The sequence below is a fragment of the Paenibacillus sp. J22R3 genome, from assembly GCF_056269305.1.
In genome coordinates this window covers 141,543-160,924 of sequence record NZ_JBWDNS010000005.1, presented here as the reverse complement: position 1 = coordinate 160,924, position 19,382 = coordinate 141,543, and the positions used below count along the sequence as shown (strand labels likewise).

The following is a 19,382-nucleotide window of genomic DNA, read 5'->3' as shown; positions in this document are numbered from 1 at the left end:
ATTGCATATTCAGTGTCATGCTGAACGTGCAATTCTTTTTTCATTAGTGCGCAAAATTAATTGCGTGATCGCGCAACCATTATGTGATGAACTTATTCGGAACTAACATTATGATAAATAGTATATTAATGGAAAAAATTCGGCATTCTACGACTTGAAAGGCAGGCATCCATGCCCAATTCATCCGAGAACGAATATGCACGTTTAAAGGCTTTTCGACCCTATCCGATCCAGGGCAACACACCGGTAGATGCTTTTAATAGAATTACGAGTCTGGCAGCACAACTGCTGGGCATCCCGATATGCATGATTATGTTCATTGATGAAGACCGAATTTGGGTGAAATCGAGTTATGGCACTGATCTTCGGGAGATTGAAAGAGATTCCGGTCTATGTGGTGCAGCTGTCTATTGTAGTCAGCCTTATATTGTAGTGGATGTATGTCTTGATAATTGTGCAAGTACGGAGTCTTTTATCGACGGACATAGCGGTATTCACTTCTATGCGGGAGTGCCGCTAACCAGTCGTGATGGGCAGCATCTAGGCGTACTTTGTGTACTGGATTACAAGCCGCGGCATATTTCAGTTGAAGACGTCGGTATCCTTGAAAAACTTGCCCAAGTAGTTATGGACGAGTTGGAGCTTAAACGGATTGCGGATGAGCTTCGCACAGAGGAACTTAAACACCATTTCAGCAAATTGCATGTCTCTCAGCAGCTGGCGGCTGGATTAGCGCATGAAATCCGGAGCCCGCTTACAACGGTGAAAGGGTTTCTGCAGTTGATGGGCATGCGCTCTGAGTTTCGATCCTATATCGAAATTATGACGGAGGAGCTGAACCAGATTGAGGCGCTCACCAAAGAATTTATTTTGCTGTCGAGGCCCTATCCTTCTGTGCAGTTTGTGAAACGCGAGCCGCATAATATTATCAGGCAGGTACAGTCCACGCTAGCGACCGAAGCGTTGCAGAACGGAGTTACCATCGAGGTGGAAGTTGAAGGGCCGGGGAACTCTTATCTTTATTGCGACGAGCAGCTGCTCAAACGAGCCATTATCAATGTTGTCAAAAATGGTATCGATGCCATGCCGGATGGCGGCGTGGTGAAAGTGACTTGTGTGGATACAGGCAATCGTGTCATCATCCGGGTAGCGGATACGGGACGCGGCATTGAACCTGAACGAATTCAATATTTGGGACAGCCCTACTATGGGACGAAAGAACAAGGTATTGGACTTGGATTAATGACCAGCTTCAAAATCATTCATGAACATCATGGTGAGATTGAAATTACGAGTGAGCTGAATCGAGGAACTGTCGTCAAGATCAGCTTGCCTGCTATTTGCGATGCTTAAATAATAAACCCGCATGTCCATTAAACGGAACATGCGGGTTTTGTTTGCTATCATGTACGGCGCCAAATCAGATAAGATCGCTTCACCGTGGAAACGGACAACCAAAGCAGAATCAAGGCGATGACAGGATGAGTAGCGGAGAAGTACGGGAGCTTCTCGCTCAAATGAGCGGTTGCATACTGGGCCATAACGAGAACGAGCATGGCTAGTCCAATCCAGCGAACGGCTCCGCGCACGCGGCCGAAGAAGGACAGGACGAATATTGCCAGCGGCACCGGTTCAATAATATGGACGAAATTCTTATGATCGGACCAATGCGTGCCATCGATAAAAGTAGCCATTCCGGCTATGTACACTTGAATGACAATACAAGCTGCAAATAATACCGCAAGCAAAAAGATCGTCAAGCGCAAATAACGATTGCCTTCGGGCATGCAAACCCTCCTCTCAAAATGGCCGTGCTGCTATCATTTTACTGCTGTCTGATCGTGTTTGTAAATTGTGCGGTAGTCTAGTTTTTGGTTCACATGGAGCTAGCGATGGTCCTCATCCTTCTTGTATGTACGTACAAGTTGCGTGCATGCTATACTACAACCATACAAGTTGGCGGAAACAACAGAAAATAGAGGTGCTTGGCCATGAAGGAACAGCTTCCACCCAAATACATACAGCTCAAAGAGGAAATTGTCTCATGGATCGCAATGGCTCAGTTTAAGCCCCATGATAAGCTTCCATCTGAGAATGAAATCGCATCGCGGTTCGGCTTCAGCCGGCAGACCGTTCGTCAAGCGCTTGGCGATTTGGAGGCCGAGGGCTGGCTATACCGTGCTCAGGGTAAAGGAACTTTTGTTTCGGATGCGGAGAGGGGCCAGTCGCGTACCGAGCCTCAGCAGAAGCTGACGATTGGGATGATGACGACGCATATTTCGGATTATATTTTCCCCACGATCGTGCGCGGCGTGGAATCCGAGCTGCGGAAGCAGGGAGCCCGATTGCTGCTCTCCAGCACCGAGAATGAGAAGACGCGAGAGCGGGAGAATCTGGAGTCTATGCTGCTTCAGCAGCAGCTTGGGGGTCTGATCATTGAGCCTACCAAGAGTGCGGAGGGCAATCCGAATTTGGATTATTTTCTCGCGCTGGAGGCACGGAATATCCCTTATGTCATGCTGAATGAGCGATACAGCGATCTGGATGCGGTCTGCTTGAAGGTGGATGATGAGCTTGGCGGCTTCCGCGCGGTGGAGCATCTTGTGAAACTTGGGCATCAGCGCATTGCGGGATTTTTTAAGACGGACGACTTCCAAGGTGTACACCGAATGCGGGGCTTTATGCGCGGGCTCAGGGAGAGGAAGCTTACCCTTCAGCCTGAGTATATCATCCGTTATACGACTGAGGAGAAGTTAGTTAAGCCTGCTGCAATGCTGGCCGAGCTGCTGCTGCATGACCCGTCGGAGCGTCCCACGGCTATTGTGTGCTATAACGACGAGCTGGCCGTGAGGCTGCTGGATGTCATTCGACGCAGCGGGCTAAGTATCCCAAGCGATTTGTCCATGATCGGCTTCGATGATGCCACGCTTGCGACAGCAACGGAAGTGAAGCTTACGACGTTCGAGCATCCCAAGACGAAGATGGGTGAGGATGCTGTAGCGCTATTGATGTCTATGATCGAGCAGCGCGGCGGCCAGGAACGTATCGCCGATGTGATCTATGAACCAAAGCTGATTATTCGTGAATCTACCGGCCCTGTTCCGGTACAGGCTCTAAATTAAGTCGTGACACACTTGTACGTACAAGTTATAATGGGCTTACTATTGACCTGGTGAGGGGAGTTTGAAGGCGTATGTTGGAAGCATTGAAGCAAGCGGTTTGGGAAGCGAACATGGAGCTGCCCCGCTACGGACTTGTGACGTTCACTTGGGGAAATGTGAGCGGCATTGACCGCGAAAGCGGATTGGTTGCCATTAAGCCGAGCGGAGTGCCGTATGAGGAGCTGCGTGCCGAGCAGATTGTTCTGGTGGATTTGGAAGGCCATGTTGTGGAGGGCAATCTTCGTCCCTCCTCAGATACGCCGACGCATGTGGCGTTATATAAGGCGTTCGAAGGCATTGGCGGCATTGTGCATACCCACTCGCCATGGGCTACGAGCTGGGCACAAGCGGGACGCGCGATTCCGGCACTGGGCACGACGCATGCGGATTATTTCTACGGAGAAATCCCTTGTACGCGTCCGATGACGGAGGCTGAAATTGATGGGGCTTACGAGCTTGAAACGGGCAATGTCATCATAGAGACCTTCGTGAAGGGTGGCATCGATCCGGTTCAGGTACCGGCAGCACTTGTGTACAGCCATGCGCCTTTCTGCTGGGGGAAGGACGCGCATAATGCGGTCCATAACGCCGTTGTCGTAGAGGAAGCGGCCAAGATGGCGCTGCATACGTTCCAGCTGAACCCGCAGGTCCAGCCGATGGATCAGCATCTGCTCGATCGTCATTACTTGCGGAAGCATGGCAAGAATGCGTATTACGGGCAGAAGTAGTAAGTCGGGAGTATGGCTTAGGTAGTCGTCGTCAACTTTATCGTCGGAAGTCGCAGTGTACACTATTCTAGGAGGCCTAATCATGAATTTTAAATATGCAATTGGTGTTGACTATGGTACGGAGTCTGGCCGCGCGGTGCTTGTTCGATTGTCCGATGGAGCCGAGATTGCCGAGCATGTCACGCCTTATCGTCACAACGTAATTGATGAGCGTTTGCCAGAAACCGGATTGAAATTGGAGCATGATTGGGCGCTGCAGCACCCGGCCGACTACATTGAGGTATTGGAGCAATCCGTGCCCGCGGTTGTGCGTGAATCCGGTATTGATGCTGCCGATATAATCGGACTGGGGATTGATTTCACCGCGTGCACGATGCTGCCGATTAATGAAGCGGGCCAGCCGCTATGCTTCGATCCGGCTTACAAGGAGAACCCGCATAGCTGGGTGAAGCTGTGGAAGCACCATGCAGCTCAGGATGAGGCGAACCGCATTAATGAAATTGCAGCGGCACGCGGAGAAGCGTTCCTGCCTCGCTACGGCGGCAAAATCTCCTCGGAGTGGATGCTCGCGAAAGTATGGCAAATCTTGAATGAAGCACCGGATATCTATGAAACAGCCGATCAATTCGTTGAGGCGACCGACTGGGTCGTGGGTCAAATGACGGGCAACATTGTGCGCAACAGCTGCACGGCCGGCTACAAAGCGGTTTGGCATAAGCAAGACGGCTATCCGAATCGCGCCTTCTTGAAAGCGCTTGACGAGCGGCTCGAGGATTTGGCGGAAACGAAGCTGCGCGGCGATGTTCTTCCGCTCGGTACGAAGGCCGGCGAGCTTACCGCTGAGATGGCTTCACGTATGGGGCTTGCTGCCGGCACTGCTATTGCAGTCGGAAACGTTGATGCACATGCGGCCGTTCCGGCGGTTGGCGTGGTAACACCGGGCAAGCTTGTCATGGCGATGGGCACGTCGATTTGCCACATGCTGCTTGGATCGGAAGAGAAGCAAGTGGAAGGCATGTGCGGCGTAGTGGAAGACGGCATCATTCCGGGTTATTTTGGCTATGAGGCGGGGCAATCGGCGGTTGGCGATATTTTTGCCTGGTATGTGGATGAGGCGGTTCCGGCCTATGTCGTTGATGCGTCCCGAGGGGAAGGAATCAGCGTCCACGAATGGCTGGAGAAGGCGGCAGCCGAGCTGAATGTCGGCGAATCCGGCGTGCTTGCGCTCGACTGGTGGAACGGCAACCGCTCCGTGCTTGTCGACACGAACTTGACCGGCATGCTGGTCGGGCTCACGCTGCTGACGAAGCCGCAGGAAATTTACCGTGCTTTGCTGGAAGCAACCGCATTCGGCACGCGCAAAATCATCGATGCTTTCCACAGCAACGGCGTGGAAGTGCACGAGCTGTACGCCTGCGGCGGCTTGCCGCAGAAGAACCGTCTGCTGATGCAAATCTACGCAGACGTCACCAACCGCGAGATTAAGATCGCGGCTTCGAAGCAAACGCCAGCGCTCGGCGCGGCGATGTTCGGCGCAGTCGCGGCCGGAGCGAGCAAAGGCGGCTACGACAGCGTCGTTGACGCAGCGGCAGCAATGGCCCGCGTTCGCGAGGAAACGTTCAAGCCGATCCCGGCGAACGTTGCCGTCTACGAGAAGCTGTACGCCGAGTATAACCTGCTGCACGACTACTACGGCCGCGGCGCGAACGACGTCATGAAGCGCCTGAAAGCGATCAAAGAAGAAGCGAGCAGCACGCACTAAATTATAAGAGCGGATGGAGCAGCCGGGGAGGCTGCGCATCCGCTTTTTTGTTTTGTGTTTGGAGGAGGAGGAGGTGGTGGTGGGGTTGTGCCGCTCTCACTACCGAGACTGCGCCGAAAAGAGGCTGAGAGTCGGGAAATGCGACTCTCAGCAGTCAAACTAACCTATCTGACTCCGCCTGTGCTGACACTAGCCCAGATTCGGTAACTGTAAGCGGAATAGCCGCTTACAGCGGGGGTGCGAGAAGGGATCAAATATGTAGCGTTAGCGACAACGAAAGCGGCATATCAGTTGGGAAATGGTAAGAGAAAGTAGTAGTCGGCCTTAATGGTTCAACCGTTAGGAGAGCTGCGAAGCGGCCAGCTCCTAGACTACAAAAACCCGCCCGCAGTTACTGACTGCGGGCGGGTTTTGTTGTGTCGGTTAGCCTTGGTTGTTTTCCTCCAAGCGCTGGAGTTGTTCGTAGTTATTCTCGATTTGGTCGGGGTGAAGACCGAAATGCTCATCATCACTACGCGGGCCGCCAAATGGGGATACGGTGAGCTCAAGTCCGACGGTGTCGTTGAATTGAACCGGCAGGTACAGCAGTGACTCCGGAATACGGCGACCGTTGAGACGCAGTATGGTGTCGACGCTGCCAACGGTAGCAACGCCATTGACGGATATGATTCGGCCGTTATTGCCAAAACGAACAACACCTGTGCCTGCGAGCGCCTGTGCAATGGTCATCCCCGGGAAGTGTCTTACGTTATACACCTGTGTTACCCAAGGGAAGAACGTTCCGCCGTTAATAACAACTCGCACAAACCGCTGACCCGGTCCTGGGAAAGGCCCCGGTCCCGGAATCGGAATAGGGATCGGAATTGGAATCGGGAATGGTCCCGGTCCAGGGAACGGTGGAGGTGGGAAAGGCCCCGGTCCAGGGAATGGTGGAGGTGGGAAAGGCCCTGGTCCAGGCCCAGGCCCAGGCGGAAATCCGCCCCCGCCACCGCCAGGGAAGCCGCCGCCCCCGCCGCCAGGGAAGCCGCCGCCGCCCCCGCCGCCAGGGAAGCCGCCGCCGCCCCCGCCGCCAGGGAAGCCGCCGCCTCCGCCGCCGCCAGGGAAGCCGCCGCCCCCGCCACCGCCAGGGAAGCCGCCGCCGCCAGGGAAGCCGCCGCCGCCAGGGAAGCCGCCACCCCCGCCGCCACCAGGGAAGCCGCCGCCGCCAGGGAACATGCCGCCCCCGCCGCCGCCGGGGAACATGCCGCCACCGGGAAGCATGCCGCCCCCGCCGCCGGGAAACGCGCGTGGTCCGCCGCAGCCACAATCCGAATATTTACTGGAGTAGCCTGCAGGCGCACCAGGAATATACGTGTAGGTATTCATGTAGCAATCAAACTCCTTTTCCATAAGCGTGGATAGGTAATTGTCTCGGTTCAGTGTATGCGGCTATCGCCTATCTGGTGTTTGAGTTTGGCAGGTTTCAATACTATACGCCCGCCTCTCGGTATACATATAGAGATGGGAGAAAGGTGGCTGATTGATGGGGTTCTATGTGGAGGTAGAGCGCGGTGTAAAAGTGTACGTCGAAGATGTCGGATACGGCAGACCTGTCGTATTCGTGCACGGCTGGCCGGTCGACCGCCGAATGTGGGAGTACCAGCTGAATGTAGTGCCGAAATACGGTTTTCGCTGCATCAGCATTGATATGCGGGGCTTCGGCAAGTCGGATGCCCCTTGGCATGGGTACAATTACAACCGAATGTCGGACGACATTCGCATGGTGGTGGAATCACTCGGCATCCAGAACGCGACGCTTGTCGGCTTCTCCATGGGCGGTGCGATCACCATCAGCTACATCACACGGCACGCAGCCCGCGGAATGTGCGGGCTTGTCCTCGCCGCTGCCGCTGCGCTGTTGATGACCCGGCGCCCCGGCTACCCTTATGGCCAACCGGCCTCCGAATTCGACACCACGATTGTCGGGCTCATGACCGACAGGCCAAAGACGATTGACGGCTTTGGCCAGCTATTCTTCCATAAACCTATCAGCGACCCCTTTCGCACGTGGTTCAACGGCCTTGGATTCGATGCTTCTCCTTATGGTGCCATCGGAGGGATGAAGGCGCTGCGAGACGAGGATCTTCGCGCAGACTTGGCTCATGTCCATGTGCCGACCACCATCCTGCACGGCAAGCAAGACCGCATCGTTCCGTTCGCACTCGGCGAACTGCAGCATAAAGGCATCCGGAACTCCAGATTCATCCCCTTCGAGGGAAGCGGGCACGGGCTGTTCTACGACGAGAGAGAGAAATTTAACCGAGAACTGCTGAGTGTACTCACAGGTAAACTCGGCCCCCACACCCCGATCTACGATTGATGCTGAAACAACCAGAAAGCCCCGCCAATCGCAACACCTGCAATCGGAGGGGCTAAGCCAGCCGCTCAACGTATTCAATTGCCGCTCGCGAACTTCGCTCAATTTCAGCTGCCGTTCGCGAACTTCGCTCAATTTCAATTGCGGCTCGCGATTCAGCTACCGCTCGCGAACTTCACTCATCTTCCACTACCGCTTGCGAGCTTCGCTCAACTGGAACTGTCCAACCAGCTGCTGCAGGAACGCGGTAATGGCTTCAACATGATTGGAGGTATGGCGGACGTTGACGAAGTCGCCAAGCAGCTCCTGCACATTACCCTCAACCTCCGTCGAAATGCGGCGGTTCTGCTTGCTGACCGTCGCGATTTTCTCCATAATCACGACGACCTCGTCGATAATTTGCGATTTCAGCGAATCATCTTCCTGGGTGCTGCTGAGCAGCTCCGAAGCAGCCGCGACGAGTGCCGTTCCTTCAGACACGACTTGCGTGCCTTGAGCCATCGTAGTAGTAGCGTCCTTGGCATGGAGATAGATATCTTGAACGATGCTGTGAACTTCTTCCGTCGACTTCTTGGTGAGGGCGGCCAGCTTCCTGATTTCGCCTGCAACGACGGCGAAACCTCTGCCTTGCTCGCCGACTCGAGCCGCTTCAATAGAAGCATTCAACGCAAGCAGATGCGTTTGCGCCGAGATTTCCTCAATAACACCGAGGACATTGCGAATTTCATTCGTTGTTTGCATGAACGATTCGATCGACCGGTTCGTTTCCGTTACGCGACCGGCTATCTGCTCCATTTTATCGCCAATCCGGAGCAGCTCCCCTTGTGCCACAGTGATGTTGGCAGAGGCCTTATCTTCAAGCTGTCGCAGCGTCTCGCGCATCTCGCCGGCCACATCCTTGGCGATGTCGATATCCTTCAGCTGATTCCGAATGCTGAGAATCATATCCCCGATCCGGCCGCTGACACGCTCGGTTGTGCTCGCAGTTGCTCCGGTCGTTTCAAGCAGCGCACGTTGGTTGGTCAACACATCGCCGGAGGCGAGCTTCACCTGCAGCATGACGCCTTCAAGAGAGTCGATCATGTTGTTAATCCATTTGGCAAGCTCGCGGGTTTCGTTAGCCGGAAACAAGCTCGTATCGAGCCGCTGAGTAAGGTCGCCTTTCCCCTCGGCATTAATGCGGATAAACTGGTTCAGCCTACGCATCTGGAGGGAAGTCACCAAGTTGCCTTTACGATCCAAGGACCACACCATAGCCAGTCCGAATACTAGATTAAAGAGACCGACAAGAATGGCACCGGCAACTGGCAGGGCATTCGTGAACAAATAGTACGCGAGAATAGTTCCAAGCGCGCCCAGACCAGCCAACCAGCCCAAGGCATGCCGGAACTGGGTGAAGCGAATGCTCCGAATGCGGTACACTTCCTCTAAATCACCTTCGCACATCATTCCCCACACATCCGGACAATGGGGAAGCTGGAAAGTTACGCCCTTGCCGATAACGGGGATGTGCCGATAATCCGAATAACCGGGGAACTCCACGAACAAGTTGCTGCCGTTCCGAATCGTGTTCGCCACGCCGAGGTGCAGCTGTCCTGTAGCGGGATCCGTGAATACGAGCTCCAGCTCCGTGTGTTCCTTAACGGAAACGATGCCCCAATCCGTGGTTACACCGTCCATCAAATTCTCGCCATGCGTAAACGTGCGGTCTTCGAATCTGCTTCGCGATAAAGCAGTTCCCGGTGCGATATGAGTATTCAAGCCGGGACGCGCCATGAACAAATAGTTATCCCCGGAGTCGGGATACACATGCCCGGATTCCCGTTGGATGAGGTCACCGATGACATCATTGGGAACACGGCCGCAGAGTGCGCCTTTCCACTTGCCGCCATGTATAATTGGAGAAATAAACAGAAGGGTCATCTTATCGTGAAAAGAAGACGAGCTCGGCCCAATCTTCAGCGTCCTAGGATCAGCATAGGGACCGAATAAGCAGTTGCGGCCGCCAGGCGCGCCACCTTTCGAGTATGCCAGACCCGGTTCAAGCAGACTGTTCGTTCCATAATGCTCGCCGGTATGACGACCTTCTGTTGAGAAAGCGACGCGACCATCTTCGTCCAGCATGAAGATTTCGGAGAAATCCGATGCGCGTGCCCGAGTTCCTGCGAATAAGCGCTCCAAGGCAGAGGGGTCCCAAGCTTCGTCTTCTGCCGCTCCGGGCTGACGGAAGGACAGCTGGTGGTGCAATCGGTCCAGATGATCCCAATATTCCGTCGTCCATGCGGTGAGGATATCCATACGCGTATCGGCGATGCCTTCGAAAATATCCGCTACATCTTCTTTCAACCCTGCATTCAGCTTGTACGACCACCATAAAGGCAGTCCTTTGCGAAATCCCAGCCAATTAAACATTAGGTATCCCCATCTCTCTACTGAGCTATATGGGAGGAATTATAACATGTAATTAGTTCGAATTGTCTAAAAATATAGATTTTCTTTAAAAAAAGCAAACTAATGTTAGGTAATTGGACACAGTTTAACGAAGTAACAGCAAAAAGACCTCCGTGCATAGAGCACGAAGGTCTTCGAATGCGAGCGAAAACTTATTTCGCTGCGTCGTAACGTTTGCCAACTTCGGACCAATTTACAACGTTCCAGAACGCTGCAATGTAGTCAGGGCGTTTGTTTTGGTAGTTCAGGTAGTAAGCATGCTCCCAAACGTCCAGACCAAGAAGAGGCGTGTCGCCTTCCATGATCGGGCTGTCTTGGTTCGGAAGGCTGTATACTTTCAGCTTGCCGTCTTGGCTAAGTGCAAGCCAAGCCCAGCCGCTGCCGAAACGAGTAGTTGCCGCTTTCGCGAAGTCAGCTTTGAATTGATCGAAGCCGCCCAGTTCGCTTGCGATAGCATCAGCGATAGCGCCTGTTGGTGCGCCGCCGGCGTCTGGTCCGATTGTTTCCCAGAACAGGGAGTGGTTAGCGTGGCCGCCGCCGTTGTTGCGAACAGCAGTGCGGATAGCTTCCGGTACGCTGTTCAGATCAGCGATCAAATCCTCGATGGATTTGCTTGCAAGCTCAGGAGCGGACTCCAGTGCAGCGTTAAGGTTAGTTACATAAGCGTTATGATGACGGTCGTGGTGAATCATCATCGTTGTTTCATCGATATGCGGCTCAAGCGCATTGTTTGCATAAGGCAAAGCGGGCAATTGGTGTGCCATTAATCAAAAACCTCCTATAATATGTATCGTTTTTCATTTCCATTATGCTCGTTCTCGGGCAATAAATCAACATAAATGTTTGTAAAGTACGACCTGCTGACAACTCCCTTGGAACACCTTCTAGCATGATCAAATTCAGACCTTGCAATTCATGGAAAATGAAATAAAGCTGTCTATTTTCATGAAAAACCACGGACGCCTAAGGGCAATGCCATCTGATTTTGTATATATCTATAGATAGTAGAACTTCTTGATATAGTCCGAGGGTAATGTCGTTCAAACGAGGGGTAACGATGAGAATATTCGAAACAAGGTTGAAAGATGTCAAATTGATAGAAGCAGCGGTACATGGCGATCATCGTGGTTTTTTTACAGAGAGCTACAATCAGGAGTTATTCGTGAAGCAAGGCATTCCCCATATCTTCGTGCAAGATAATCATTCCATGTCTACGGAAGCAGGTGTGCTTCGCGGACTGCATTATCAATTGAATCCGAAAGCCCAAACGAAGCTCGTCCGCGTTACGGCGGGAGCGATTTACGATGTCGTCTTGGATATACGTGCAGGGTCGCCGACATACGGCCATTGGCAGGGGTTCATTCTGAGCGCATCGAACAAAAGACAGCTTCTCGTTCCACAGGGCTTCGCCCATGGGTTCTGTACGCTTGTCCCGAACTGCGAGGTGCAATATAAAGTGGATGCGCTGTATTCACCGGAGCATGATCGCGGCATTGCATGGAATGACCCGCTGCTTGCCATTGATTGGCCGCTGGCGAATCCGATATTGTCGGATAAGGATCGGGGTCATCCCCCTCTGTCCACTGCGGAGAAAAATTTCTATTATGGAGGGTGAGTGAGCCTGTGAAACTGATTGTAACCGGCGGGTCCGGATTTATCGGCAGCAATTATCTTCAGTACATGATCGCAAACTATCCCAGCTACACCTTCATTAACGTCGATGCTCTGACCTACGCAGGCAATCCGGCGAATTTAACGTCGATTGCGAATCACCCAAACTACCGGTTTGCGCAAGCCGACATCGCGGATCGCGCTGCCATGGAACTCATTTTTGCACAAGAAGGTGTTGACGCCGTCATTCATTTTGCCGCTGAATCCCATGTGGACCGCAGCATCGCGCAGCCGGATATTTTCATCAGAACGAATGTGCTCGGCACACAGACGCTGCTGGATTTGGCCAAACAATACGATGTGGCTAAGTTCGTGCATGTATCCACCGACGAGGTGTACGGGACGCTTGGCGACACAGGTCTATTCACAGAGTCTACGCCGCTTGCGCCTAACAGTCCATACTCAGCCAGTAAAGCGGGGAGTGACCTGCTTGTCCGTGCCTATCATGAAACGTACGGCATGAACGTGAATATTACGAGGTGCTCCAACAACTACGGGCCTTATCAGTTTCCGGAAAAGCTTATCCCGCTCATGATTCAAAGAGCGCTCGCCGACCAGCCTTTGCCTGTCTACGGTGATGGCCTCAATGTGCGGGATTGGCTGTATGTCGAGGATCATTGCAGTGCCATTGACCGCGTGCTGCACGCGGGGCGTCCCGGTGAGGTGTACAACGTGGGCGGAAACAATGAACGCAGCAATCTTCAAGTGGTTTCTACGATCCTATCGGAGCTAGGCAAACCGGAATCACTTCTTACATTCGTCCAAGATCGTTTAGGGCATGATCGCCGATATGCTATCGATGCGGACAAGATCCGTAAGGAGCTTGGGTGGACCCCCAAATACGATTATCAATCAGGCATCAAATCCACGATCCGGTGGTATCTGGACAATCAAGCCTGGATCGAACACATTCAATCGGGCGCTTACTTGGGAGGTCGCTCATGACAGCTGCCAAGCAGGAACAACTGAAGATTCTCGTTACAGGCGCTAACGGTCAATTGGGACAAGAGCTCGTACAACTGAATGTCCGGCCGGAAATACACATCCTTGGGTACGGACGAGATAACCTTGATATTACAAACGCCGAGCAGTGTGCCGATGTCGTGAACGCCTATCGCCCGGATGTCATTATCCATTGCGCAGCCTACACTGCGGTGGACAAGGCGGAATCCGACGCGGATGAAGCGTATCGAATCAATGCCCTGGGCACGCGTAATATTGCAATGGCCGCGATGGCATGCGGCGCCAAGCTTTGCTATATCAGCACAGACTATGTGTTCGATGGCAGTGGGAGTGTACCCTACGAGATTGAGGAGCCGACTAATCCGCAGACGGTCTATGGGCAATCAAAGCTCGCCGGCGAGCAGGAAGTTGTAGCGCTGCTTCATCGCTATTACATCGTTCGCACGTCATGGGTGTATGGGAAATACGGCAGCAATTTTGTCCGGACCATTCTCAAGCTGGCGAGTGAACGAGATCGATTGAAGGTCGTCCATGATCAAATCGGCTCACCTACGTATACGCTTGATCTGGCGTTATTTCTGATCGAGCTTGTCCAGACCGACAACTATGGCGTCTATCATGCATCCAATACCGGAAGCTGCTCGTGGTTTGAATTTGCACAGGCGATCGTACAGAACAAGGGCATGGCTGATTCGACTTTCACGATTGAACCTTGTACAACAGCGGAATTCCCGAGACCTGCAGCGAGACCGGCATATTCCGTCATGAGTCACTCCGCAATCCGGGGGGCCGGCTTGCAAGACCTAAGACCATGGCGGGAAGCATTAGCGCATTATATGAAGCATTCGTGAGGAAAAGTGCCCATGCGGCACTTTTTTGAATGGATTGATAGGGTTAATGTTATGAAAACGCTTAATTTAAAGCGTTTTCAATAGAATAATGTAGATTTATTATATTTTTTAAGGTTTTTTAAAGATTTTAGAAGGAATTCGAGCGAATTTGTCGTATTATTAAATTTACCTAAAGAAGAAGGGCTGTCGTTGTCTGCATGAAACGAAGTTCATTTCTTCCCTAGCAATGCCGTTATTTCCATACTGCGTTTGAAGAGGAGCTTAAAGTTATGGACGTTCGATCCTTCCAATTAGCTGATTATCGGCCCGTTACGGAACTGCTGGAGACTGTGCTGTCAGAAGAATGCTATGAACAAACGATGGAGGCTTTCGGCCGCCAGCTGTCATGGGACAGCGAGCTAGTACTCGTCGCTGCAGTTGACGAAGAAATCGCAGGTATCATTATCGGGACGATAGACAAGGGCAGAGGGTATTATTACCGTATTGCCGTACATCCGAATTACCAACGTCAAGGATTGGGTAAAGAGCTGATTCGCTCCCTTCGCGGACGATTCGAGCAGCGGAATGTAACGAAAATTATGGTGACGGCTGACGAACATAACGAGCCGATTCTTTCGCTTTATGAATCATTGGGTTATGCGGCAACGGACTTTTTCCGTTCCTTTCAGAAACTAAGTATTGTTGCCGGTTAAGCAACAAATCGGCTTGAGGCACTTATAAATAAGCAATTATGGACAAGCATATCTAGTGCGTCATTGATTTTGGCGTACAGATATGCTTTTCTTATAGTAAGAAAGTACCTCACTAGGAGTATTACGCTTATGACTACGTACCGTCCTTGTGTTATCAAGAGTTTCAAGAACAACGGCCATTTGCACCGGATGTGGCTGGAGAATTGGCAGGTTCCGACAGAGCTGCTGGCAAGCGAGCATGCGGCGGAATCGATGCATGTGTTCATCAACAGACAGACGCCGATTCAAGAGGCAGACGGCAAGCAGTGGATCAGCCGAGTGCCTGCAGTATCCTTCTTTATCCCCGGCGAATGGTTCAATGTGGTTGGCCTGCTCGAGGATCACGGCGTTCGCTACTATTGCAATGTAGCCTCCCCACTCTTCTTCAAACATGATGTTCTTACCTACATCGATTACGACCTCGATGTTATCGTGCCCCGCGGAGGGAAAGCGCAAGTCGTCGATCAAGAAGAATATGAGCTCCATAAGATTGCCTATCACTATTCGGAAGAAGTTAACCGAAAAGTAATGGAGGGGCTAGGTGCGCTGCTGAAGCGGATCGAGAACGGACAAGCCCCTTTCAATGATGACCTTATTCTCGGTTATTTTGAGGCGTGGAACAAACATATGGGCGAGGTGTAGCAGCTATGAACGTCAATCCCGGTTCGGATACGGAGTCTTCGCAGCAGGCGGAGTTCGGGCCGCGCAAACGGTCAGGCTCCCCGAAGGTCAAGGTGAAAGCAAAGGCAGCAAGGGCTTCATCCTCTTCCGCTTCTCGCAAGGAGTCGAAGCCGCTGTCCCCTTGGGTTGCTGAATTGCGCAGCTGGTTCATTACGCTGGCGATTGCCGCTGTGATCGTGCTTTGCTTGAATGTATTCGTGTTTAACCTCTCTACGGTCAAAGGGCAGTCCATGGAGCCGACCTTGTATGAGAAGGAATGGCTGTTTGTGAATAAGGCTACATACTTAATGGGCGCACCTAAGCAAGGCGATGTGGTCATTCTGAAGGACCCTTCAAACGGTGTGGAGCATAAAGAATACTTGGTTAAACGAATTATTGGGATGCCGGGCGACTCGATTGAAATACGCGAGGGTCAGCTGTATCGCAATGGCAAGCTCGTAGTTGAGTCTTATACAGACACGGAAATTGAAGATTCGGATTATGGACCGGAAACGGTTACTGCCGATCATTATTTTGTGATGGGTGATAACCGCCACAATAAGGCGAGTCGCGACAGCCGGTCGTTTCAGGCTGTACCGCGCGATATGATTCTTGGCCGTGCAGATTTCATTCTGTGGCCGATCAGTAAATTGAACCATTTGTAGGTTTAAAGGAGACTCCGAGTTGGACGGGAGCAGCATGAACAAGATCAACTGGCAACAGTTAAAAGCCGAGATGAAGGACGCTGCGGCGAGTCTTGGCATCGACAAAATCGGAATCGCTTCCGCGGAGCCGTTCACGGAGCTGAAGCAGCGGCTGGTGCGGCATCGGGAGCTTGGCTATGAGTCCGGCTTCGAAGAGCCGGACCTTGATAAACGGACGGAGCCTTCGCTGCTCTTCGAAGATCCGAAGTCCATTATTGCGATTGCAATCGCTTATCCATCTAAGCTTGTGGATCCGCCGAAGTCCGAGCCGGGAGCAAGGCGCGGTTTGTTCTCGAGATCCTCTTGGGGCGATGACTATCACGGCGTCCTGCGCGAGCGGCTGCGGCGGCTGGAAGCTTGGCTGCTGGAACGCGTGCCTGAAGGACGCTTCTTAAGCATGGTGGACACGGGAGCGCTCTCAGATCGTGCAGTAGCGGAGCGGGCCGGGATCGGCTGGATTGGCAGCAACTGCTCGATTATTACGCCGGAGTGGGGCTCTTATGTGTACCTCGGCGAGATGATTACGAATTTGCCACTTCCGCCGGATGCGCCTGTCACGGAGAGCTGCGGCAGCTGCACAGCTTGTATCGATGCCTGTCCGACGGACGCGCTTGTGGCACCGGGACAGCTGAATTCACAGCGCTGTATCTCCTTCGTCACGCAGACCAAAGGCGTCGTGACCGATGAGTTGATGCGCAAGATCGGCAATCGGCTCTATGGCTGCGATACCTGTCAGGTCGTTTGTCCCGAGAATAAGGGTAAGAATGCCACTCACCATCCGGAGCTTATTCCTGATCACGACAAAGTAAAGCCGCTTCTGGTACCGCTGCTCACAATAGGGAATCGGGCGTTCAAGGAACAGTACGGCAACAGCTCCTCGTCTTGGCGCGGGAGGAAACCGATTCAGCGCAACGCAGTTATCGCGCTTGGCAACTTCAAGGATGCAAGCGCGGTTCCTGCGCTTGCGGATGTGCTGCGCACGGATGCGCGGTTTGAGCTGCGAGCAACTGCCGCATGGTCGCTTGGCCGCATCGGCGGCGAGGTCGCGGTGGAAGTGCTCCAATCGGCTGCGCTGCGCGAGCAGGATGAAACGGTACAGAAAGCGATTAAGGACGCGCTCATGAGTATGACAGCTTCGACGTAAAGATATGGGGAAGAGGTAGACATCATGAAATATGTCGATATCGAAGCGGTTGAACCAGGCGATATTCTTGGCAAGACGATCTACGCCGTCAACGGGGCGGTGCTGCTTTCCTCGAATGTGCAGCTGACGGTCTTCATGATCAGCACCTTAAGACGCATTGGCGTCACCAATGTCTATATTAAAGATGCCGGCATTCAGGAGATGGAGGAGCAAGAAGAGATTCTGTCGGAGGAAACGAAGGTCGGCATCATTAAGCAGATGTCCGAGACGATGGACTCGATTCGCTCCGGCAAGGATTTCAACTCTCGCTCAATCAGTCTAACCATTGAAGATTTGCTCTTCGATGTGATCCGCAATAAGGATGTGCTCGTTCAATTGAACGACATCCGAACGCGTGATAATGCGGAGTATATTCATGCGATGAATGTCTGCATGATCTCATCTCTGCTCGGTGTCAGCTTGCAGCTGAATCAAGTGCAGCTGAAGGAGCTGGCAATCGGTGCGCTGCTGCATGATCTCGGGAAGCCGGACCTTGAGGCGGATGGGGAGAATGACGAGCCTAAGCGCCATACGTGGAGAGGTTTCGAGCTGCTGAAGGCCAAACGCGAGTTCAGCCTTCTTATCGCTCATGTTGCCTTTCAGCATCATGAGCATGTGGATGGGACAGGCGAACCGCGCGGACTGATCGGGGATCAAATTCACTTGTATTCCCGCATTGTGGCGGTGGCTAACACTTTCGATAACCTGCTCACAAGCGGAGGTGAAGGCAGTGGAAGACTGCTTCCGCATGAAGCCTGTGAGCGGATGATGGCGATGTCGGGAACGCGCCTGGATCACGAGATTCTTGTTCATTTCATGCGGATTGTTTCGATTTACCCGAACGGTGTGTCGGTCAGGCTTACGACGAAGGAGACGGGCATTGTCGTTGGACAGCACCGCGGACTGCCGGGGCGGCCAATCGTACGGGTCCTTCAACGTGAGTCGAATGACAGCGTGGAGAGCCGCGAGATTGATATGGCGAAGCATACGACGGTGTTTATTGAACAGGTGCTGGGTTAAGCTGGGATTCTCTAATGAACGTTCGTGCCAATTTGCTCCAACACAGTGCCCGCCATGCGCAGTTATAGCGTTCGGACATAGGAGGATCCCTTCTGCAAGCTGGGGTCCTACTTTCCTTTACAGATTGTTTGCGAACGCATGGTCCTACATGCTATTATAAGTTGCAATATACTTACAGATAAGGACAAGGTGAGATGACAATGTGGACGGTCATTATTTCGATCATTACGCTCATAGTCGGCGCTGTTGGCGGCTTTTTCGCGGGCGTATACTACTTGCGCAAGCAGCTGGAGAAGATGCAAAACGATCCGGAAATGCTGAAAAAGATGGCAAAGCAAATGGGCTACAATATGAATAACCAACAAATGTCTAAAGCACAGCAAATGATGAAGAACCAGCAATTTACGAAGGGGAACAATCGGCCGGGCGGACGGAAATAATAGGCAAGGGCGATTGGTTCACAGGAAAGGAGACGTTGCAGATATGGCGGGCAAGAAAGATTACGTCAATGCAGCCGTTTCATCGAATCGGGAACAGATAGAGCATCATGTTCGTGAAATATTGAAGCTCATCGGAGAAGATGTGGAGCGCGAAGGTTTGCTGGAAACACCGGCACGCGTAACGCGTATGTATGAGGAAATTTTCGCAGGCTATGAGGTTGATCCGCGCGAAGTGCTGGGTGTTACGTTTGACGAGCAGCATGAAGAGCTGGTTATCGTACGTGACATTGTGTACTACAGCCAGTGCGAGCATCACATGGCTCCGTTCTTCGGCAAAGCGCATATCGGGTATATTCCAAGCGGCAAGATCGCAGGTTTGAGCAAGTTTGCGCGTCTGGTTGATGCGGTGACACGCCGTCTTCAAGTGCAAGAGCGCATTACTTCGCAAATCGCGGATATTATGGATGAAGTGCTTCAGCCCCATGGCATTATGGTAGTCGTCGAAGGCGAGCATTTGTGCATGTGCGCGCGCGGCGTGAAGAAGTCGGGCAGCAAGACGGTAACGTCGGCAGTCCGCGGTGACTTCCGCACAAGCGCGGCGCTCCGTTCGGAGTTTCTCTCGCTGCTTAAGCAATAATAACTATAAAGGCTCTTTCTTGCAGGCTGCCGGTCATCAGCGGTCTGAACAAGAAAGAGCCTTT

At 52.7% G+C, this 19,382-nt stretch carries 19 protein-coding genes; 15 read left to right on the top strand and 4 right to left on the bottom strand.

Annotated elements, in window-relative coordinates:
* Positions 1 to 171 precede the first annotated feature (171 nt).
* On the top strand, positions 172 to 1,353 hold the full coding sequence (locus tag AC0YN4_RS21950; RefSeq protein ID WP_475836789.1) for an ATP-binding protein: 1,182 nt from the start codon (positions 172 to 174) through the stop codon (positions 1,351 to 1,353).
* A gap of 50 nt (positions 1,354 to 1,403) precedes the next feature.
* Here the strand turns inward: AC0YN4_RS21950 and AC0YN4_RS21945 are convergent, their stop codons facing one another.
* Entirely contained in the window at positions 1,404 to 1,787 is a 384-nt protein-coding gene (locus tag AC0YN4_RS21945) for a DUF6220 domain-containing protein (protein ID WP_475782611.1), read from the bottom strand.
* Positions 1,788 to 1,991: 204 nt separating this feature from the next.
* Between AC0YN4_RS21945 and AC0YN4_RS21940 the strand changes: the two genes are divergently transcribed.
* The 3 genes from AC0YN4_RS21940 to AC0YN4_RS21930 all read left to right on the top strand — a co-directional run bounded on the left by AC0YN4_RS21940 (position 1,992) and on the right by AC0YN4_RS21930 (position 5,651).
* Positions 1,992 to 3,122: a substrate-binding domain-containing protein gene (locus tag AC0YN4_RS21940; RefSeq protein WP_475782610.1), complete on the top strand. Its 1,131-nt coding sequence runs from the start codon at positions 1,992 to 1,994 to the stop codon at positions 3,120 to 3,122.
* 71 nt (positions 3,123 to 3,193) lie between these two features.
* Positions 3,194 to 3,889 (top strand): L-ribulose-5-phosphate 4-epimerase, encoded by a 696-nt coding sequence (araD, locus tag AC0YN4_RS21935; RefSeq protein WP_475782609.1) that lies wholly within the window; start codon positions 3,194 to 3,196, stop codon positions 3,887 to 3,889.
* 82 nt (positions 3,890 to 3,971) lie between these two features.
* Complete coding sequence (locus AC0YN4_RS21930) at positions 3,972 to 5,651, top strand: ribulokinase (RefSeq protein ID WP_475836788.1); 1,680 nt, start codon at positions 3,972 to 3,974, stop codon at positions 5,649 to 5,651.
* Between the two features lie 423 nt (positions 5,652 to 6,074).
* Here AC0YN4_RS21930 and AC0YN4_RS21925 read toward each other — a convergent pair whose 3' ends face one another.
* Positions 6,075 to 7,016: a hypothetical protein gene (locus tag AC0YN4_RS21925; RefSeq protein ID WP_475836787.1), complete on the bottom strand. Its 942-nt coding sequence runs from the start codon at positions 7,014 to 7,016 to the stop codon at positions 6,075 to 6,077.
* Between the two features lie 157 nt (positions 7,017 to 7,173).
* Here AC0YN4_RS21925 and AC0YN4_RS21920 point away from each other — a divergent pair, with 157 nt between their 5' ends.
* Positions 7,174 to 8,010, top strand: coding sequence for an alpha/beta fold hydrolase (locus AC0YN4_RS21920; protein ID WP_475836786.1), 837 nt, complete (start codon positions 7,174 to 7,176; stop codon positions 8,008 to 8,010).
* A gap of 186 nt (positions 8,011 to 8,196) precedes the next feature.
* Here AC0YN4_RS21920 and AC0YN4_RS21915 read toward each other — a convergent pair whose 3' ends face one another.
* Together AC0YN4_RS21915 and AC0YN4_RS21910 are read right to left on the bottom strand one after the other, a co-directional pair.
* Positions 8,197 to 10,419: a methyl-accepting chemotaxis protein gene (locus tag AC0YN4_RS21915; RefSeq protein ID WP_475836785.1), complete on the bottom strand. Its 2,223-nt coding sequence runs from the start codon at positions 10,417 to 10,419 to the stop codon at positions 8,197 to 8,199.
* A 191-nt stretch (positions 10,420 to 10,610) separates the two neighbouring features.
* On the bottom strand, positions 10,611 to 11,222 hold the full coding sequence (locus AC0YN4_RS21910) for a superoxide dismutase (protein WP_475782604.1): 612 nt from the start codon (positions 11,220 to 11,222) through the stop codon (positions 10,611 to 10,613).
* 293 nt (positions 11,223 to 11,515) lie between these two features.
* Here AC0YN4_RS21910 and rfbC point away from each other — a divergent pair, with 293 nt between their 5' ends.
* From rfbC to folE, 10 genes are all read left to right on the top strand, one after another.
* Positions 11,516 to 12,073, top strand: coding sequence for a dTDP-4-dehydrorhamnose 3,5-epimerase (gene rfbC, locus AC0YN4_RS21905; RefSeq protein ID WP_475782603.1), 558 nt, complete (start codon positions 11,516 to 11,518; stop codon positions 12,071 to 12,073).
* A gap of 8 nt (positions 12,074 to 12,081) precedes the next feature.
* Positions 12,082 to 13,074 (top strand): dTDP-glucose 4,6-dehydratase, encoded by a 993-nt coding sequence (rfbB, locus tag AC0YN4_RS21900; protein WP_475782602.1) that lies wholly within the window; start codon positions 12,082 to 12,084, stop codon positions 13,072 to 13,074.
* Positions 13,071 to 13,943 (top strand): dTDP-4-dehydrorhamnose reductase, encoded by an 873-nt coding sequence (gene rfbD, locus AC0YN4_RS21895; protein ID WP_475836784.1) that lies wholly within the window; start codon positions 13,071 to 13,073, stop codon positions 13,941 to 13,943. The genes rfbB and rfbD overlap by 4 nt, the downstream gene beginning before the upstream one ends.
* A gap of 269 nt (positions 13,944 to 14,212) precedes the next feature.
* Positions 14,213 to 14,635, top strand: a complete 423-nt coding sequence (locus tag AC0YN4_RS21890) for a GNAT family N-acetyltransferase (protein WP_090978788.1) — start codon at positions 14,213 to 14,215, stop codon at positions 14,633 to 14,635.
* A gap of 129 nt (positions 14,636 to 14,764) precedes the next feature.
* Positions 14,765 to 15,316, top strand: coding sequence for a DUF402 domain-containing protein (locus AC0YN4_RS21885; RefSeq protein WP_475782600.1), 552 nt, complete (start codon positions 14,765 to 14,767; stop codon positions 15,314 to 15,316).
* Positions 15,317 to 15,321: 5 nt separating this feature from the next.
* Positions 15,322 to 15,999, top strand: coding sequence for a signal peptidase I (gene lepB / locus AC0YN4_RS21880; RefSeq protein WP_475782599.1), 678 nt, complete (start codon positions 15,322 to 15,324; stop codon positions 15,997 to 15,999).
* Between the two features lie 34 nt (positions 16,000 to 16,033).
* The gene (queG, locus tag AC0YN4_RS21875; protein WP_475782924.1) at positions 16,034 to 17,182 is read left to right on the top strand and encodes a tRNA epoxyqueuosine(34) reductase QueG; all 1,149 of its coding nucleotides are present in this window, start codon (positions 16,034 to 16,036) and stop codon (positions 17,180 to 17,182) included.
* A gap of 24 nt (positions 17,183 to 17,206) precedes the next feature.
* A complete protein-coding gene (locus AC0YN4_RS21870; RefSeq protein WP_475782598.1) occupies positions 17,207 to 18,241 on the top strand; it encodes an HD-GYP domain-containing protein in 1,035 nt (344 codons plus the stop codon).
* A 200-nt stretch (positions 18,242 to 18,441) separates the two neighbouring features.
* Entirely contained in the window at positions 18,442 to 18,681 is a 240-nt protein-coding gene (locus tag AC0YN4_RS21865; RefSeq protein ID WP_475782923.1) for a YneF family protein, read from the top strand.
* Between the two features lie 43 nt (positions 18,682 to 18,724).
* The gene (gene folE, locus AC0YN4_RS21860; RefSeq protein ID WP_475782597.1) at positions 18,725 to 19,318 is read left to right on the top strand and encodes a GTP cyclohydrolase I FolE; all 594 of its coding nucleotides are present in this window, start codon (positions 18,725 to 18,727) and stop codon (positions 19,316 to 19,318) included.
* Positions 19,319 to 19,382: the final 64 nt, after the last annotated feature.

Bases quoted from the DNA above. Each gene is read 5' to 3' on its own strand.
- AC0YN4_RS21870 (WP_475782598.1), top strand. From the start codon at position 17,207: ATGAAATATGTCGATATCGAAGCGGTTGAACCAGGCGATATTCTTGGC.
- rfbC (WP_475782603.1), top strand. From the start codon at position 11,516: ATGAGAATATTCGAAACAAGGTTGAAAGATGTCAAATTGATAGAAGCA.
- AC0YN4_RS21885 (WP_475782600.1), top strand. From the start codon at position 14,765: ATGACTACGTACCGTCCTTGTGTTATCAAGAGTTTCAAGAACAACGGC.
- AC0YN4_RS21865 (WP_475782923.1), top strand. From the start codon at position 18,442: ATGTGGACGGTCATTATTTCGATCATTACGCTCATAGTCGGCGCTGTT.
- folE (WP_475782597.1), top strand. From the start codon at position 18,725: ATGGCGGGCAAGAAAGATTACGTCAATGCAGCCGTTTCATCGAATCGG.
- AC0YN4_RS21915 (WP_475836785.1), bottom strand. From the start codon at position 10,419: ATGTTTAATTGGCTGGGATTTCGCAAAGGACTGCCTTTATGGTGGTCG.
- AC0YN4_RS21925 (WP_475836787.1), bottom strand. From the start codon at position 7,016: ATGAATACCTACACGTATATTCCTGGTGCGCCTGCAGGCTACTCCAGT.
- AC0YN4_RS21930 (WP_475836788.1), top strand. From the start codon at position 3,972: ATGAATTTTAAATATGCAATTGGTGTTGACTATGGTACGGAGTCTGGC.
- AC0YN4_RS21945 (WP_475782611.1), bottom strand. From the start codon at position 1,787: ATGCCCGAAGGCAATCGTTATTTGCGCTTGACGATCTTTTTGCTTGCG.
- queG (WP_475782924.1), top strand. From the start codon at position 16,034: ATGAACAAGATCAACTGGCAACAGTTAAAAGCCGAGATGAAGGACGCT.
- araD (WP_475782609.1), top strand. From the start codon at position 3,194: ATGTTGGAAGCATTGAAGCAAGCGGTTTGGGAAGCGAACATGGAGCTG.
- AC0YN4_RS21910 (WP_475782604.1), bottom strand. From the start codon at position 11,222: ATGGCACACCAATTGCCCGCTTTGCCTTATGCAAACAATGCGCTTGAG.
- AC0YN4_RS21920 (WP_475836786.1), top strand. From the start codon at position 7,174: ATGGGGTTCTATGTGGAGGTAGAGCGCGGTGTAAAAGTGTACGTCGAA.
- rfbD (WP_475836784.1), top strand. From the start codon at position 13,071: ATGACAGCTGCCAAGCAGGAACAACTGAAGATTCTCGTTACAGGCGCT.
- AC0YN4_RS21890 (WP_090978788.1), top strand. From the start codon at position 14,213: ATGGACGTTCGATCCTTCCAATTAGCTGATTATCGGCCCGTTACGGAA.
- AC0YN4_RS21950 (WP_475836789.1), top strand. From the start codon at position 172: ATGCCCAATTCATCCGAGAACGAATATGCACGTTTAAAGGCTTTTCGA.
- lepB (WP_475782599.1), top strand. From the start codon at position 15,322: ATGAACGTCAATCCCGGTTCGGATACGGAGTCTTCGCAGCAGGCGGAG.
- AC0YN4_RS21940 (WP_475782610.1), top strand. From the start codon at position 1,992: ATGAAGGAACAGCTTCCACCCAAATACATACAGCTCAAAGAGGAAATT.